Origin of the sequence: Pseudoalteromonas sp. MMG022 (genome assembly GCF_021654245.1) — a bacterium.
Classification (GTDB): domain Bacteria; phylum Pseudomonadota; class Gammaproteobacteria; order Enterobacterales; family Alteromonadaceae; genus Pseudoalteromonas; species Pseudoalteromonas amylolytica.
In genome coordinates this window covers 66,853-83,907 of record NZ_JAKFZQ010000011.1, presented here as the reverse complement: position 1 = coordinate 83,907, position 17,055 = coordinate 66,853, and the positions used below count along the sequence as shown (strand labels likewise).

The 17,055-nt window shown below is 42.9% G+C and carries 18 protein-coding genes; 11 read left to right on the top strand and 7 right to left on the bottom strand.

The genetic code is table 11. The features are described from left to right. Window positions 1–183: 183 nt before the first annotated feature. Window positions 184–2,085 carry a beta-ketoacyl synthase gene (locus L1070_RS11775; protein WP_237125691.1) on the bottom strand — a complete coding sequence of 634 codons (1,902 nt, stop codon included), beginning with the start codon at window positions 2,083–2,085 and terminating at the stop codon, window positions 184–186. Window positions 2,086–2,202: 117 nt separating this feature from the next. On the opposite strand from L1070_RS11775, the gene L1070_RS11770 reads away from it, so the two are divergent. Beyond that, a complete protein-coding gene (locus L1070_RS11770; protein WP_237125690.1) occupies window positions 2,203–3,195 on the top strand; it encodes a helix-turn-helix domain-containing protein in 993 nt (330 codons plus the stop codon). A 96-nt stretch (window positions 3,196–3,291) separates the two neighbouring features. Here the strand turns inward: L1070_RS11770 and L1070_RS11765 are convergent, their stop codons facing one another. The 5 genes from L1070_RS11765 to L1070_RS11745 form a co-directional block, all read right to left on the bottom strand. Next, complete coding sequence (locus tag L1070_RS11765) at window positions 3,292–3,435, bottom strand: hypothetical protein (protein ID WP_237125689.1); 144 nt, start codon at window positions 3,433–3,435, stop codon at window positions 3,292–3,294. A gap of 409 nt (window positions 3,436–3,844) precedes the next feature. After that, window positions 3,845–5,128: an amidohydrolase family protein gene (locus tag L1070_RS11760; RefSeq protein WP_237125688.1), complete on the bottom strand. Its 1,284-nt coding sequence runs from the start codon at window positions 5,126–5,128 to the stop codon at window positions 3,845–3,847. Between the two features lie 131 nt (window positions 5,129–5,259). Further along, window positions 5,260–5,811: a YdeI/OmpD-associated family protein gene (locus L1070_RS11755; protein ID WP_237125687.1), complete on the bottom strand. Its 552-nt coding sequence runs from the start codon at window positions 5,809–5,811 to the stop codon at window positions 5,260–5,262. Between the two features lie 63 nt (window positions 5,812–5,874). Then, complete coding sequence (locus L1070_RS11750; protein ID WP_237125686.1) at window positions 5,875–6,351, bottom strand: GreA/GreB family elongation factor; 477 nt, start codon at window positions 6,349–6,351, stop codon at window positions 5,875–5,877. A 15-nt stretch (window positions 6,352–6,366) separates the two neighbouring features. After that, on the bottom strand, window positions 6,367–6,813 hold the full coding sequence (locus L1070_RS11745; RefSeq protein WP_237125685.1) for a hypothetical protein: 447 nt from the start codon (window positions 6,811–6,813) through the stop codon (window positions 6,367–6,369). A 312-nt stretch (window positions 6,814–7,125) separates the two neighbouring features. Here L1070_RS11745 and ccoN point away from each other — a divergent pair, with 312 nt between their 5' ends. From ccoN to uspE, 10 genes are all read left to right on the top strand, one after another. Next, window positions 7,126–8,559 (top strand): cytochrome-c oxidase, cbb3-type subunit I, encoded by a 1,434-nt coding sequence (gene ccoN / locus L1070_RS11740; protein ID WP_237125684.1) that lies wholly within the window; start codon window positions 7,126–7,128, stop codon window positions 8,557–8,559. A 12-nt stretch (window positions 8,560–8,571) separates the two neighbouring features. After that, complete coding sequence (gene ccoO, locus L1070_RS11735) at window positions 8,572–9,192, top strand: cytochrome-c oxidase, cbb3-type subunit II (RefSeq protein ID WP_237125683.1); 621 nt, start codon at window positions 8,572–8,574, stop codon at window positions 9,190–9,192. Window positions 9,193–9,197: 5 nt separating this feature from the next. Continuing rightward, window positions 9,198–9,383 carry a CcoQ/FixQ family Cbb3-type cytochrome c oxidase assembly chaperone gene (locus L1070_RS11730; protein WP_070987084.1) on the top strand — a complete coding sequence of 62 codons (186 nt, stop codon included), beginning with the start codon at window positions 9,198–9,200 and terminating at the stop codon, window positions 9,381–9,383. Then, entirely contained in the window at window positions 9,380–10,414 is a 1,035-nt protein-coding gene (gene ccoP / locus L1070_RS11725) for a cytochrome-c oxidase, cbb3-type subunit III (protein ID WP_237125682.1), read from the top strand. The genes L1070_RS11730 and ccoP overlap by 4 nt, the downstream gene beginning before the upstream one ends. 116 nt (window positions 10,415–10,530) lie before the next feature. Beyond that, window positions 10,531–11,022 (top strand): FixH family protein, encoded by a 492-nt coding sequence (locus L1070_RS11720; protein WP_070987088.1) that lies wholly within the window; start codon window positions 10,531–10,533, stop codon window positions 11,020–11,022. 5 nt (window positions 11,023–11,027) lie between these two features. Beyond that, window positions 11,028–13,427 (top strand): heavy metal translocating P-type ATPase, encoded by a 2,400-nt coding sequence (locus L1070_RS11715; protein ID WP_237125681.1) that lies wholly within the window; start codon window positions 11,028–11,030, stop codon window positions 13,425–13,427. Beyond that, window positions 13,424–13,597, top strand: coding sequence for a cbb3-type cytochrome oxidase assembly protein CcoS (gene ccoS / locus L1070_RS11710; protein ID WP_070987092.1), 174 nt, complete (start codon window positions 13,424–13,426; stop codon window positions 13,595–13,597). Before L1070_RS11715 ends, ccoS begins: the two co-directional genes overlap by 4 nt. Next, complete coding sequence (locus L1070_RS11705) at window positions 13,584–14,255, top strand: sulfite exporter TauE/SafE family protein (RefSeq protein ID WP_237125680.1); 672 nt, start codon at window positions 13,584–13,586, stop codon at window positions 14,253–14,255. Before ccoS ends, L1070_RS11705 begins: the two co-directional genes overlap by 14 nt. 33 nt (window positions 14,256–14,288) lie before the next feature. Beyond that, window positions 14,289–15,023 (top strand): FNR family transcription factor, encoded by a 735-nt coding sequence (locus L1070_RS11700; RefSeq protein WP_237125679.1) that lies wholly within the window; start codon window positions 14,289–14,291, stop codon window positions 15,021–15,023. Window positions 15,024–15,124: 101 nt separating this feature from the next. Then, entirely contained in the window at window positions 15,125–16,048 is a 924-nt protein-coding gene (gene uspE / locus L1070_RS11695) for a universal stress protein UspE (RefSeq protein ID WP_070987097.1), read from the top strand. 65 nt (window positions 16,049–16,113) lie between these two features. Here the strand turns inward: uspE and ttcA are convergent, their stop codons facing one another. Beyond that, window positions 16,114–17,007 carry a tRNA 2-thiocytidine(32) synthetase TtcA gene (ttcA, locus tag L1070_RS11690; RefSeq protein WP_070987099.1) on the bottom strand — a complete coding sequence of 298 codons (894 nt, stop codon included), beginning with the start codon at window positions 17,005–17,007 and terminating at the stop codon, window positions 16,114–16,116. Window positions 17,008–17,055 lie beyond the last annotated feature (48 nt).

Below are 17,055 nucleotides of genomic sequence, written 5' to 3'. Positions count from 1 at the left end.
TGGTATGTGAATGAAGAAATAATGTAACTGTAAAAAAGACCTATTGAGTGACTTTAAAAGGTTAAATTTCCATCTAATTAAATAACTGTATCTACTGGTTTTTATTTATTCAGAGATTTCGATAATATAAAAATAAAAAAGGCGCTCTTCCTATGAGCGCCCTACTTTGCTTAACAATTCTTTCTAGCTGAGGTCCGTGTATGGGTTAATACCGGTTAACGATATTGTTTGTTCAAAACCAGGGATAGTGAGAGAGTCTTTGCTGATCAGCAAACCTGATTCATCAATTTGCCCCTCTCCAAAACGGTAGATTAACTCATACTGACCCAAGTCTGCCGCTTGTTGATATTGCGTTTGAGCTTGTTTGGTATCACTAAGTTTATTCTCATACTCGCTAAATACATCCCTCGAATAACGCTTCTCTAACAAACGTATGGTTTGCTTCGGTGACAACACAGTTGCTGTTGCATTATTGCCACCAAAGCCTTTAGAGTTGATAAATGCAATATCCATATCTTCACACTCATAATGCTCTGTCCGAATATCTAAATACTCGCTGTAAACATCGTCCGCAACTTTATTTATCGTGGTTATACCAGGCATAATGTTGTGACTGAACACGCCAAGAGCCATCGCCAGCTGATCACCACTTGCAGGCGCAATTGTATGACCCACATATGCTTTGGGCGCCGCAACTTTCCAGCCATTGATAGAAAATGCTTGCGCAACTTTATGATAAATTAAAGACTCGGTGACTCGGTTTTGAGGTGTACTAGAACCATGAGCCAAGATAAAGCTGCGAGTTTGCAACGCGTCTCGACCTGCAATTTGCTCTGCCAATGCGACTGACTTTGCCATGGTAATATAGTTACCTGGACCCGGCGCGGTAATTGATTTTTTAATACCGTCTGCGTTAACAAATACATCAACAACAGAGCCCATGATTTCAGCGCCAAGCGACAATGCCAACTCATCATCCATAAGAATCGCAACTTGAGCACCTTCGCCTATGGTAAAGCCACAATTTTCACCAAATGGGCGGCTGGTGCGACGATGATCGACTTGATCTGTGTTATCGAGTTTCTTCAACCCATCTTCATTAGCAAGTGCCCCCATGGTACCAAAGCCTTCAATCACTTCTGGCGTTAGGGCACACTCAACACTTGCCACAATGGCAACACGCGTCCTACCAGCCTGAATGTCATTCACTGCAGCGCGTAAGTTATACAAAAAAGTGGCACAGGCGCCAGAAGTGGTGAAGGTTGTGCCCACATTGCCCGTTACATACGCGTTGATAAAGTCTGTAGACATCGTATTTAGACCTAGTGCTAGCTGCTTGGTACTAACACGCTCCCCCTTCATGCGCGCTTTGACAAGGCCGCCAAACCCTTCATCGTTCATCTGCCCAGCAATTGATGCTGAATAAGTACCGATTTGATCAGGCCTAACACTGTTCATAACGTGTTGCCAATCTAACCCAGTAGAACGCACGGCATCTGTAGCTGCAAATATAGTGGCCTGTAACCCCCTTGGCTGATATCGGCTGTTATACATCTTCGCAGGCTCAAAACCTGTCGGAAACTGCCCTGCCGCTTTAATGGGATTGTCTCTATAGCTATCGTGTTTGACATCCAGTTGATCAGGAACCTGCACTGCAACCGTTTTATTGTCTATATCCTCTACACGCCAAGTTGAAGGCACCGGAGATGGCAAATCTCTTTTGCGGCAGGTAAACTTTAAACCTTCTTCATCATGGCCTTTTATTGTGAGTTTTTGCTGCCAATGAGTTGCGTCTACATCAAAGTGGTTACTTTCAATTTTACGAATTAAAGTACCTGCTTTAATTTGCTCACCAAGTAATGCTTCGATTTTCTCCGCTGTTATCACAGTGCCATCTTTTTGTAGCACCAAACTGCCATCTTGATAGGACACAAGATTCATCAGTGTGGCTAAACCTAAAAATGTTTCCTGTCGCGCCTTTTCAGTCAACTTGTCTAATACAATGCGACGAAACCCTTGATGAAATGAGGTACGCCCAGCGGCGTTAATGCCCCCCATGCCAACGATTATCGGTAATGCTGTCATATGGTTCGTTCTATAAAACTAACAATACCACTGATTTTAGTGGTAAGTTTAAGATTAAATAATACAATAATGGCCAAATATCATGACTTTTTCGCCAAAACATAATGGTATGACCAGATGAAACTTCCTATTTGTATCGCTTTTACTCTCTATGAGCACATGCTTTTAACCAGTGTGACAATGCCAGCTGAAATGCTACGTGCCGGAGAAGCCTATGCCAAAAGGCATTTGGGTGAAGCTTTTCGTCCATTGAAGCTGTCCTGGCTAAGTGAGCACAATACGCCACACAAAAATGAACTTGGTATGCAAATCATTCCAAATGGCGACTTGACCCAAGTAACCCAACAAGACTATGTCATTGTGCCAAGTATCTGGCGAAATCCAAGGCCGGTCATTCGCCACAATTCCAAACTAGCTCAAGAACTAAAGTTGAGTTGGCTTAACGGTGCAACACTCATTGGCGTAGGAACTGGAGTGTGCTTTTTAGCGGAGTCTGGATTACTAGATGGTCACCCAGCCACTACTCACTGGCATTATGCCAAGCAATTCCTGCGAAATTACCCCAAAGTCAATTTGAAACCCGATTTTTTCATCACACAGTCGGAGAGAATTTATACCGTTGCCAGCCTAAATGCCTTAGCGGACGTCATCGTCCATTTAATTTCCTTACTTTACGGCAAAGCCGCCGCCAATCACGTACAGCAAAACTTTTCTCATGAAATTCGCAAGCCATACGAAGATCAGCGCTATATGGAAGGCGCTGTTGATAAGCACCCTGATGAACAAATAGCTGCTATTCAGTTCTGGCTAAAGCACAATTACAGCAACGAGTTATCACTGACACAAGTCGCCAAACAGTTCGATTTGAGCCAACGTACGTTCAATCGACGATTTAAAGCCGCGACGGGTCAGACAGCAGCCGACTATCTACAATCCTTACGCCTTGAAGGCGCTAAAGAGTTACTCGCCAACAGTAACTTGTCTATTCAAGACATCGCACTATCTGTTGGGTTCAATTCGCAAGGCTTGTTAACTCGCATATTTAAAGCACGCCTTAATCAAACACCCAGTGAATATCGTAAAGTTGTTCGGAAAAAACTATTCTTCTAGCCATAAAATGTCATGCTATGTCATAGCAGGATCATTGCTGCCCATAACAGAAGGAACTACCTAAGTGCTTCTCTATCAATAAAAGTAAACTCATAATTAGTCCGGATCCCCTCGACAGATTCTTGCTCCACTTGGCCACGACAAGCTACCGCCTGCAACCTGTTTTATTGCACCAATGGGTAGCTGATTATCGTTATTGGATAGAGACTTCATTGGTTTCTTTTTTAGTTTTAAGTTCATTTCACTTCCTTTTTATAATCATTCTTTAAATGCCAACTGGCTGAGGTTATAATTTTATTTATTTGACAACGCCCAGCCCACCCAAAACACCTTATAAAAGGCAAATAAAAAGCAACTATTTAACATAAGTTTAGATTTTTTAAAACACAAGCCGCCATTTTAAAAATTTAAAAGACTTCACTTTTAACAAAAGTCAACCCGGCTCACCACACATTCTATAATCGGTTGGCCATCGAGAAAATGATATACCGCCCGCAACCTTCTGAGTTACATTGCTAGGTAGGTTTTACCATCATTAGACAACGATTTAACTGGTTTCTTCTTTAGTTTTAAGTTCATTGCAATTTCCTTTTTCTTTTCGCTCAAAGGGATAATAACAAGTAAACTAAATATGAAACCCTGCGATAATTCACAGTTTTATTTTTCTGTATACTCCTCTATGAATTACTGCAAATATAGTTTGCGTATTATTTATATCTTCGATAGGTGAATTATTTAGAATAACAACGCTTGGTTGTGCACCAGCGTCTAGGTCAGTTGGCTTACCCAGAAACAGGCGAGAGTCACTCGTTGCGCTAGCAAGAGCCTGCCATGGGTTATAACCGGCAGCGACGAACTTAGCAAGCTCACGGTGTAGGGTAAAGCCTTGTAAAGTCCCATAGTTTCCGGCATCCGTACCTGAGAGTAATGGCACATTTGCAGCAATTAGATGTTTAATAGATTGGTAGTACTTGAGTGTTCTTTGTTTGGCATTTCGCTTCTGTTCATTTGTCATTTGAGAGGCCTTCTGTCGATAGCCCGCAATGATTCTGGGCGCCGTCACCTTTGCTGCCAACTTTGCATCAAGTGTATTTGAAAATAAAAACTCGTATTCATCGGTATCACAGGCAAGCGTTGGGATCACAACCACACCATGCTCTGATAATTTTTGTGCTAGACGTTCAGAGATAGTGCCATCATCAGGTAAGTGAGTTATGGCATCAGCGTTGGCAGCAATGGCGCTTTCAATATCAGCGAGGGTATGAATGTGAACGATGACTTTAAGGCCATGCGCGTGGGCTTGGCTAACTGCAAACTTTAGCAATTGAGGTGAGAGCGATGGTAACTTTCCGCCCAAGGTGCTAACCAGCTTAATCACATCCGCCTGCTTTTTGGCTAATGCTGTTATGTGCTCAATTGCTTCTTGTTCATTTGCAATGGTACGTGTTTTTCCAAATTGTGAACAATGGCCCCCCGGCGCAGTTAAGCATGATAAGCTGGCATAAATATCGGCACCACCAATAAGCCCTTGTTGTTGCAAGCGACGATGTTCAAAGAGTTTTTGTTCATTGCCAAACAAATCAACGAGCCCAGTCACTCCTGCTTGAAGTACAACTTGTGCCGTGGTACTCGGCCCCATTGTTTCTGTCACTGTGTTGGGCGCTCGATTGCCAAATGCATGAGTGTGCATATCTACAAAACCTGGTAGCACAAACTTGCCGCTGATATCTATCTTTGTGCCTGTAAAGTTTTCAGGCATTTCATCAAACCGGCCTATTATTTGATTCTCGTCTAACAACAAATGTTGTTTGCGAGCGCTTTGATTGCTTGGGTCAAGTAAGGTGCCATTAGTGAGTAGGATTTGCTGAGCTGTTACTGTTTGTGGGACTATCCATATTATGAGGGCGATGAATATTATTAGCTTTTTCGACATAAAACTTCTCCTTAAAAAGTCTCTTTGTCGCAAAATGTGTCACAAAGGTTTAAAACCGCATCACTTAATTACTAAATAAATACAATCCACACTATTTGATATGTAAAAGCACTCGAATATTGCCACACTTGCTAGTTATCAGATTGCGGCGCACTGAGAGCCTTACTGTAAAACCCTGACGTGTCAAAGCAGCACACCCGCTTTTTACCCTCACTTAACATGCTGCAAGCATCATTAATGCGCTTCAGTCGTGTTTTCGCTTGCTTAGCGGTCGTGATCCAATGGATCCAATCAACGCGTGCAATTGTGGTGGTTGCTTGCCACGTTCTAAGTGTCAGAGGGTCTTGCTCTAAGGCTGTGAGCAAGTCATGCGGTATGTCAGGTTCAGGCTCTTTGTCTATGGCTTGTATCTCAAAATGCGCAAGTTCTCCAAACCGTGTATTGGCCTTTTTCAGAACCGTTTCATCTAACCTTAGCCAGTGGCTTTTTTGTCCGTCTGGTTCGAGTAACTGTTGAAATGGCAGCTCATTGATATGTCCCACCACCGTGGTACGCCCTCTTCGGGGCAAACAGGCACTTGCATCAGGAGGCAAAATGATAAATGCCCAGGCTTCTCCATCTCCCATATATTTTGGACGTAGTAACTGTGCAGTAAATTGATAGCGCTTAGGTTGTTGTGTCATCTCACTCTCCTTGTCAGTACTCCTCCACATCTATCAATTCTAGAGTAGCATGCAATGGAAACGCTATAAAATATCCAAAATCTCGAAGCTATATGTTTGGCTTGCAACTTGGTATTCACATTCATCGCCAATCATTTTGTTAAACAACGCCCACCCGATTGGTGCTGATTGAGTTATTACCAATACGGCCTGTTGTTTTACGGTGACTTTTAAACCACCTTCACTTGGGCCGAAGTAAAACCAGTGGGTTTTATCATCTAAGTCAATGGCTTTGATCAAACTCCCCACAGTAACTTGATTGGCGCTTTGTAAATCATAGCTTTGTTCAAACTGAGCAATAGATTTATGTGCATCATTCACTCGCTCACTTTGGCCTTGAGCAAGATAACCAGACTCGATACTCAGCGAATCATACTGAGTTTCTGCGGCGCTTTGTTCATGTGTGGCGTCTAAGCGGGCACTATCTGCTGCGTTTGTGGCTTCGCTGAGTTTTGCCTCTAAAGCAAACCGGATGTGCTCTATAACATGGGCTTTATTCATTTTGTATCTCTGAGGTTATCTGGTCACGTATAGTGGAAACTTGCTTGACGTGGTCACACCAGTGCTGCTTGTCAGCTCGATAGTTAAACGCCACTTCATTAGTTCATTGCTGCACAAGCCGACCATTGCTTCAGCTTTATAGCGTGTTGCGGATATGGGTGTAAAAAATACAGGAATGTGGCCCATATTCATATTCTCACCTGATAATACCGCGGAACTCACTTGCATGTGTGGTTCTACTTCCAACATAATTTCAAAAGGTTGTTCACCTACAATGACCGATTCGCTATACCAAACTCTTGTTCCTACAGGGTTTATACAAGGTTTATCGGCTAAACAATTAGCGAAATATAAGGAACTTTCACTTTTTTCTGAACTTTCATGTATAATGGTCGAAGGGTCTGAGCATGCGCTCAACACACTCGCAGCAACAAGTGCGTAAAAAAACCAAACTTTGGTCATTATTTATCCTAATGTGCCTTTGCAGAACTGCGCCATGGTAATGCAGAATTTGTAGATAATCCACATTGGTGAATAGTTGAACAATTTATTACCCAAAATTTGATTGATGTCATAATTTTAGGTGTTTGAGGTATCTTTTCTTTTGCAAAAAAATTATCATTTCCTTGCAAAAAATAAGGGTTTCTCAAGTTGGTTTGAAATAGATTTGCTAAATCAGATTTATTTTTAAACGAGCTTGTTGAAATAATAAGCAGGGCCTGTTTATGCAGGTAATTCATTTCTAATCGCATTAATTGCAGCGGAATCCAGAAAATGAGCCAAACAGTAGCATCACAAACTGAGTACAATTATAAAGTTGTACGCCAATTCGCTATCATGACAGTGATTTGGGGCATCGTTGGCATGGGTGTTGGTGTTCTTATTGCTGCCCAACTCGCTTGGCCAGCTTTGAACTTTGACACGCCATGGTTAACTTACTCTCGACTTCGTCCGTTACACACGAACGCAGTAATCTTTGCATTTGGTACTAGTGCACTATTCGCAACATCTTATTATGTTGTTCAGCGTACATGTCAAACGCGCCTTTTCTCAGACAAATTAGCAGCTTTCACCTTCTGGGGATGGCAAGCTATTATTGTTTCAGCAGCCATCACACTACCACTAGGTATTACTTCTTCTAAGGAGTATGCTGAGCTAGAGTGGCCTATCGATATCGCTATTGCGGTAGTATGGGTTTCTTATGCTGTGGTGTTCTTTGGCACGCTAATCAAACGCAAAGTATCTCACATCTATGTAGCAAACTGGTTCTATGCTGGTTTCATTATCACGGTTGCGATTCTTCATATCGTAAACAGCATGGCTGTGCCAGTATCACTCACTAAATCATACTCTATCTATGCAGGTGCTGTAGATGCGATGGTTCAATGGTGGTATGGCCATAATGCAGTAGGCTTCCTTTTAACTGCTGGTTTCTTAGGTATGATGTACTACTTCGTGCCTAAACAAGCAGGTCGTCCAGTTTATTCATACCGTTTATCGGTTGTTCACTTCTGGGCACTTGTTTCTCTTTATATTTGGGCAGGTCCTCACCACCTTCACTACACAGCTCTACCTGATTGGACTCAGTCATTAGGTATGGTGATGTCAGTGATCCTATTCGTGCCATCTTGGGGTGGTATGATCAACGGTATCATGACGCTATCTGGTGCATGGCACAAACTACGTACTGACCCTGTATTACGATTCTTAGTTGTTTCATTATCTTTCTACGGTATGTCTACCTTCGAAGGCCCAATGATGGCAATCAAGTCAGTAAACGCACTTTCTCACTACACTGACTGGACAGTTGGTCACGTACACTCAGGTGCCCTAGGTTGGGTTGCAATGATTTCAATCGGTGCAATTTACCACCTGATCCCTGCACTATTCGGTCACGGTAACATGTACAGCGTGAAGCTGGTTAACACCCACTTCTGGTTACACACAGTTGGTGTTGTTCTATACATTGTTGCTATGTGGATCTCTGGCGTAATGCAAGGTCTAATGTGGCGCGCTGTGAACGCAGACGGAACATTAATGTACAGCTTCGTTCAGTCTCTTGAAGCGTCTAAGCCTTTCTATATCATGCGCTTCTTAGGCGGTGTGTTCATCGTTGTTGGTATGCTAGTAATGGCGTACAACGTGTTCCGCACTGTAACTGCAAAAAGTGGTTCACTTGCCACTGATGCAAACGCGCAAATGGCTTAAGAGGTGTAGATTATGAGCAATAATAATTCAGCCAACAAACACGAAATCGTAGAAAAGAACGTCGGCTTGATGGCTATTTTGACCGTGTTCGCGATTAGCTTTGGTGCACTGGTAGAAATCACACCACTAATGTTCCAAAAAGACACCACGCAACCTGTTGATGGCTTACGCCCTCTTACAGCGCTTGAGATGGAAGGTCGTGACATTTTTGTTCGTGAAGGTTGTTATAACTGTCACTCACAAATGATCCGTCCTTTCCGTGATGAAGTTGAGCGTTACGGTCACTACTCTGTAGCAGGTGAGTCAGTATGGGATCACCCATTCCAGTGGGGTTCTAAGCGTACTGGTCCTGACTTAGCTCGTGTAGGTCAACGTTACTCTGATGACTGGCATTATGCACACTTAATGGACCCACGTTCAGTGGTGCCTGAGTCAAACATGCCAGCTTATCCTTGGTTAGATGAAAATGTACTAGACGGTAAGTTAACCGCCAAGAAACTTGAAGTATTCAAAGGCTTTGGTGTGCCATACACCGAAGAAGATATTCAAGGCGCAGAAGCAGCAGTTAAAGGCAAGACAGAAATGCAAGCCCTTATCGCTTACCTTCAGCAACTTGGCACACACTTGAAGTAATTATTATGGATTACGGCACATACAGAGGCATTTTGACTCTGGTAATTTTGGTACTATTTATTGTGATTGTTGCTTGGGCATATAGCAAACGCACTAAAAATCGTTTCGACGACGCAGCTAATGCCATCTTTGAAGATGAAAAGAAGCATAAAAAAACAATCTCTAACGAGGAAAAGGAGTCTGAAAAATGACTAGCTTTTGGAGTATTTGGGTCATTGTACTGACCCTTGCGTGTCTTGCTCTGATCTTAGGCTTATTGCTTTGGAACCTAAAAAATTATGTAGGTGTTAAAGAAGGCGAAAGCTGTGGTCACGAGTTTGATGGAATTGAAGAAATCAACAACCCACTACCTAAGTGGTGGACGTACATGTTCTTCGCAACGTTCGTTTGGGCTGTGTATTACCTTGCGGCCTATCCTGGTCTTGGTAACTGGCAAGGCTTGGCTAAATGGACCAGTTCAAACCAAGGTGTGACTTCTCTTGCTGAATCTAAAAAAGCGACTGAAGAAGCGTTAGCAAACGGTGAAAAGGTTCAATTGGACCAAGAAATCATTGCTGCTGAAGCGCGCTTTGGCCCTATTTTTAACGAGCTTGCTAAGGTGCCAGTTGAAGAACTGCTTGCATCTAAGGTTGCTGGCGACAAGGCACAACAAAAAGCAATTGAAAATGGTGAAAAGCATGAACAAACTCAAGGCCAAATGGCATTAGAGATTGGCCAACGCTTATACGCACAAAACTGTGCGCAATGTCACGGTTCAGATGCGCGTGGTGGAACAGGTTTCCCTAACTTGACTGACAACGACTGGTTATACGGCGGTACACCTGACAAGATTAAAGAGACATTACTTCATGGTCGTATTGCTGCTATGCCACCTTGGAAAGATGCGCTAGGTGAACAAGGCGTTAAAGAAATGACGGCTTACGTTCTAAGTCTCTCTGGTCGTAAGGTAAACCAAAAAGAAGCTGATGCGGGTAAAGCTAAGTTTGCTATGTGTGCTGCATGTCACGGTATGGATGGTAAAGGCTCTGTGGCGCATAACTTACCGTTCGGTGCGCCTAACCTTACCGACAATATCTGGTTGTACGGTGGTTCTCAACGTGCTGTTGAAGAAACGCTTAACAATGGTCGTGCTGGTGTAATGCCTGCTTGGAAAGATATTTTAGGTGAAGACAAAGTACACCTATTGACTGCGTATGTTTATAGCTTATCGCAAAATAAATAATAACAGTCTAATCGTTTAATTAAGATCAAAAAAGCCTCCATTTGGAGGCTTTTTTTTAGGTATTTAACGCCAAATAAGATAAAATATCGCCACACTTTTCAAGCATTAGAGTCGTTATGAATCCTACTCCCTGGTATAAGAATTTTTGGCCTTGGTTTTTAATGTTTTTCCCTCTGGCAACCATCGTTGCTTGTGTAGTTTTAGTCGTCGTTGCTGTAGGTAATGGTCCTGATATGGTGGTAGATGACTACTACAAAAAAGGTAAAGCCATCAATTTGGAGCTGACCAAATTCAACAAAGCCAAGGCGCTATACTTGCATGGAGAGTTACAGGTAGACAACGACTACATCAAATTTGTATTTACCAAAGGCGATCACAGCAAAGTTCAGGCACTGAAAGCCTCATTCTATCATCGCACCATCAAAGCGCATGACTTCAATATAAATCTGCTGCCTAATGCTAATGGTGAGTTTACAGCTATTCTTGAGCAGATCCAGCAAGGTGCCTATACAGTCTTTCTCGAACCTATGGATGGCAGCTGGAAGTTAAAAGAGAATATCCAGCTTCCTACTCAGGAAATCTTGAAAATATCTCCAGAATATAAGTAACTAACATGGCAAAAGCTTGTTTCCATTGTCTTGAACCTATTCCTCAAGGATTTAAAGGTGAAGTGGTTTATCAAAATCAAGCTCAGCCAGTGTGCTGTATTGGTTGCCAAAGTGTCGCTCAAACGATCCTCAGTCAAGGGATGAGCGATTACTATAAATTTAGAACCAAAACCGCTGGCAAAATTGATGAGCTGGTTCCTGAGCAACTAAATCTTATAAAAAGTTATGATAATCATGATGTTCAACAGGATTTTGTCACCTCATCTGGGGAATTGAATGAGGTACTGCTTAGTGTCGAAGGCATCAGTTGTGCCGCTTGCGCCTGGTTGATAGAAAAACAGTTATTAGCAATCAAAGGCGTAGCTCGAGTTGATGTTAACACCTCAACCCACCGAGCTATGATTTTGTGGAACGCAGAGCAGGTACTGTTAAGCGACATCATCCAGTCTTTAATGCTGATAGGCTATAAAGCTTATCCATTTCAGGCCGACGATGAAGCCACTCAAAAACAAGCGGTTGCCAAAGCTTATATCCGCCGTTTAGGCGTAGCAGGTATCATGACAATGCAGGTTATGATGTTTGCTTTTGCCATGTACTTTGGCATGTTTTCAGGCATGGAAGAAGACTTTGAACAATACTTTCGTTGGATAAGCCTGGTACTGGCCTCTCCTGTCATTCTTTATTCTGCGTTGCCTTTTTTGACAAATGCTATCAAAGGGTTAAGAGCCAAACAGCTCAATATGGATTTGCCCGTTTCGCTGGCCATTTTTGGTGCCTATGGCGCAAGTTGCTACGCCACTGTAATGGAAGTGGGTGAAGTATACTTTGAGTCCATCTGTATGTTCACGTTCTTACTGTTGTTAGGGAAGTATCTTGAATTCAGAGCGCGATTAAAGGCCAGTGAATTTACCGCCAACTTACAGAAGCTATTACCATTAACAGCTCGTAAGATTGTCGAAGGCGAAGACGAAGACGAAGACGAAGACGAAGACGAGCAGATCATTGCAGCAAAAAACTTAAAGTTACAGGACAAAATTTTAGTCAAACCGGGCGAAACCATCCCCGCTGATGGCTTGATTCTGAATGGCCAAACCAGTGTTGATGAATCAATGATGACGGGAGAGCATTTACCTGTCAGCAAATATCAGGGCCACCAAGTATTTGCTGGAACGGTTAACCACGATGGTGTAATAAGCATTGAGATCAATAAAGTCGGGCAAAACACCCTACTCAACCAAATTATTCGTTTACAACATTCAGCATTAAGTAAGCGCCCAAAACTGGTAGAGATCACCGATAAAGTTGCGCAGTGGTTTGTTGCTTGCCTACTTATATTTGCCTCTTTAACCGCGATTGGTTGGTACTCCATTTCACCAGAGCAAGCGTTTTGGGTTACCATTTCGGTCTTAGTGGCAACCTGCCCTTGCGCCCTCAGCTTGGCAATTCCCACCGCGCTTACCTGCGCCGTTGCAAACTTAACCAAGCAAGGTGTACTGATAAAAGAAGGCCATGTACTGGAGACTTTAACCAAACTTACTCGTGTCGCATTTGATAAAACGGGTACTTTGACGGAAGGTCGTTTCTCTATTCAGAAGGTTGATATTGTTGATAATCAACATACAGAGCAAGCAGTGTTAGCACTGGCAGCAAGTTTAGAGCGCTATTCTGAACACCCCATTGCTGAAGCATTTTCACAGCACCTCAGCGTTCATCACGATTTACAAGAGGTAGTTGTTCACCCAGGTATTGGGATCAGTGCTAAGTTAGAAAATGATGAACTCGCTATCGGTAAAAGGGATTGGTTTGGTGCCCCGAAAGGGCAGTCACAAGCCACGCTGTTTATCAATCAAAAAGCTGTCGCTGAGTTTCACCTAAATGACAAAGTACGTGACAACGCCCACTCAATTATTAAAACGTTGCAAACTAATGGCCTGTCCTGTCATATGCTGACTGGAGATAGCAGTAGCGCAGGCGAGCAACTTGCGCAGCAGCTCGGCCTTGATTCGCAACACACTAATTGTTCGCCGCAAGATAAACTAGACATGGTTGAGTCATGGTCAAGTCAGGGCGAAATTGTCGCGATGATTGGCGATGGCGTCAACGACAGCCCTGTATTTAACAGCGCTCACCTGTCTGTTGCCATGGAAACTGGCGCTGATATTTCAAAAAATGTGGCTGATGTGGTGTTATTAAAGAGCAATTTAAATGCCATCATTCAATTACAACAAGTTGCCAAACAAACACGCCGAATAGTTAAACAAAATTTAACTATTTCGTTGCTGTATAACGCCTCTATCCTGCCACTGGCAGCACTTGGTATGGTGCCGCCATGGGTTGCTGTCATAGGTATGTCAGCAAGTTCTATAATAGTGATAGGTAATTCACTTAGGTTGTTAAAGATATGAGTATCATTTATGTGTTAATCCCAATTGCTATTTTATTCGTGATTATTGCCATTGGGATCTTCTTTTGGGCAGTAAAAAGCGAGCAATTCTCCGATTTAGAAAAGCAAGGCCACAGCATCTTATTCGAAGACGACAAAGAACAACATAAAAACGCCAATGAACGAGATTAGCCTACTTAGCGCATTCATCATGGGTTTGGTTGGCAGTGGTCACTGTCTTGTGATGTGTGGTGGCATTGCCTCAAGCTTGCAATTAGCTTCCTCTACACTTAATAGCTGGCGGGTAAGCCTACTGTATAATACCGGTCGCATTTTAAGTTACATGCTAGCCGGTACTTTGGTTGCTGCATTAGGCAGTACCTTTGCAAAACAAAACACCACATTCGCACTGAGCTTAAAAGTGTTAAGCGGTATTTTTATGTTACTCGTCGGCATTTATGTTATGCGTCTTGCCAGTACCCTGAAATGGCTAGAGGCTGGCGCAAAGACCGTAATATGGCAACATTTAGTCAAGCTGAATAAATATCTATTGCCCGTAACAAGCTACGCTCGAGTGCTTGCATATGGCATGTTGTGGGGTTGGTTACCTTGTGGTCTTGTGTATTCAGCCCTTACATGGACACTTCAGGCCGACTCAGCAAGTTATGGTGCACTCATCATGTTGAGCTTTGCACTGGGCACATTGCCTGCGATGCTCGCTGTAGGCCAATCAGCTCAACAGCTGAGTCGCTTTTTAAACCATACATTGGTAAGAATTGGGCTGGGCAGTGTTTTCATTTGGTACGGTATTTATCTACTAATCATTGCAACCGATAGATTAGTACATTAACCTAGGTAAGAAGTCTTAGAGAATGGATTTATTATGGATTTAAACAATCAAAATCGTGCCAAAAGCCAATGCACGATAAGCTGCAATAACTGTAGTATCAGCCAGTTGTGTTTGCCGTTCACCCTAAACGGGAGCGAAATGGACAAGCTTGATGAAATCATTGAGCGTAAAAAGCCGCTACACAAAGGCGACTACTTGTTTGAGTCTGGTTCTCCACTAAATTCTATTTTTGCGGTTCGTTCAGGGTCATTTAAGTCATACACTTTGTCTGAGCAGGGCGATGAGCAAATCACTGGCTTTCATTTAGCTGGCGACTTGGTTGGCTTTGATGCCATCAACAAAATGCAGCATCAAAGCTTTGCACAAGCGCTTGAAACCTCCATGGTATGTGAAATCCCATTTGACACGTTAGACGAGCTAGCGGGTAAGCTTCCAAAATTACGTCAACAAATCATGCGTTTAATGAGCAATGAGATTAACTACGACCAAGAAATGTTGTTGCTATTGAATAAAAAGACCGCAGAAGAGCGTCTTGCGACATTCATCTTTAACCTATCAAATCGCTTCGGCGAGCGCGGTTTCTCACGTAAAGAGTTTCGTTTTACCATGACGCGCGGTGAGATAGGCAACTATTTAGGGTTAACGGTAGAGACTATCAGTCGCCTGCTGAGTCGTTTCCAGAAATCAGAGATAATTAAAGTAGAAGGTAAGTTTATTACCATTTTAGACATTCCTGCACTGGCACGCACCGCTGCCATCTCAATTTGATCTAACGCAACGAATTACTGGTAAATTCTTTAACCTTACGCTAAATCAGTTACACTTAGAGTTAACTGATTTAGCTAACAAAGCACGTTAAGGAATTCGCGATGGACAAAATTAAACGCATTTTAGCCGTTATTGACCCAACCAAAGCGCAACAAGACAGCCTACAGCGCGCGATTACGCTGGCCAAGAAGACTGGTGCTGAAGTAACCGCATTCTTATCAATTTATGATTTCTCTTATGAAATGACCACCATGCTTTCTAAGGACGAACGTGAAGCTATGCGTGACGCTGTTATAAAAGACAGAGAAGGATGGATAGACGAGATCTTAAAAAATGTTCAGGGGATCAACATACATAGCCAAGTGCTTTGGCATAATCGACCCTATGAAGCGATTATTAAGACCGTTATCAAAGATGATTATGATCTTGTCGTCAAGGGCACACATCAACATGACACCTTAAAATCGGTTATCTTTACCCCCACCGATTGGCACCTCATCCGCAAGTGCCCAGCACCGGTTTTATTGGTTAAAGATCAAGACTGGCCAGCTCACGGTCATATCCTTGCAGCGGTTAACGCGGTCAGTGACAATGAACAACATTTAGAGCTTAACCGCCGTATCATCAGTGATGCACAGTTTATTTGCCAGCTTGCCAATGCAAAGCTCAGTCTGGTGAATACCTACCCTGCTACGCCGGTGAACATTGCCATCGAAATACCCGAGTTCAACCCAACGCAATATAATGAAGCAGTTAAAAAACACCATGAAGAGGAAACCTTCGCGCTAGGCGCATCCTTCTCCATCGCACAGAGCGATTGCATCGTTAAAGAAGGCTTACCGGAGGATGTCATCCCTATGGTCGCAAAAGAGAAAAAGTCGGAACTGGTAGTAATAGGTACTGTTGGGCGAACTGGGCTTAGTGCAGCGCTCATCGGTAATACCGCAGAGCATGTTATCGATAGTCTAGACTGCGACGTACTGGCACTGAAACCTGATGGTTATAAAAGCCCACTGGAAGACTAGTTAAAAAAGCCCCTCAAACGAAGGGCTTTTTTCATCTAAAACGAACTAACCTCTGCGGAGGTTTACTAGATATTTGTAACGTCAATGAACAGCGACTCATCAATGTTGGTGGAAGACACAACGGCTTCAGAGAACTCATATTCCTGACGCTCTTCACTTCTGTCTAAAGGCAGGTTTTCAAAATCAAACAATGCTTTGTCAGCAAGCTGGCTTGGGCTCACGTTCTGCATTGATTTAAAGATATTTTCCACACGTCCCGGAGTTTTCTTATCCCATTCAACTAGCATCGCTTTGATATTTTGGCGTTGTAAGTTTTCTTGTGAACCACATAAATTGCATGGAATAATTGGAAAGTCTTTGTGCTGTGCATAGCGGATCAAATCATCTTCACGACAATAAGTAAGTGGGCGAATAACCACATTACGTCCATCATCTGAGCGTAGTTTGGGTGGCATGCCTTTGAGGCGCGCACCATGAAACATGTTCAAGAATAATGTTTCAACCATATCGTCCATATGGTGACCCAACGCGATTTTCGTCGCACCGATTTTTTCCGCAAATGAATACAAGGTGCCACGGCGCAAGCGCGAGCACAAACCACAGGTGGTCTTACCTTCAGGAACCTTCTGTTTTACCACTGAGTAAGTATCCTTATCAACAATGTAATATGGAATGTTCAGTGATTCAAAGTACTCTGGAAGAATATGCTCAGGAAATCCAGGTTGTTTTTGATCCAAGTTCACCGCAACAACCTCAAAAGAAATCGGGGCGACCTTTTGCAATTGTAATAGAATGTCCAGCATAGCGAAGGAATCTTTACCACCACTGATACAAGCCATAACTACGTCACCTTCTTCAATCATGCCGTAATCTGTAATGGCGTTACCAACGTTTCTTCTCAGTCGTTTTTGTAGTTTGTTAAATTCAAAAACTTCTTTTCGCGTATCTGTTTGACTCATCTACCTAACCCACATAGCCAGTGGTACTGACTAAATTTGCAATGGAAA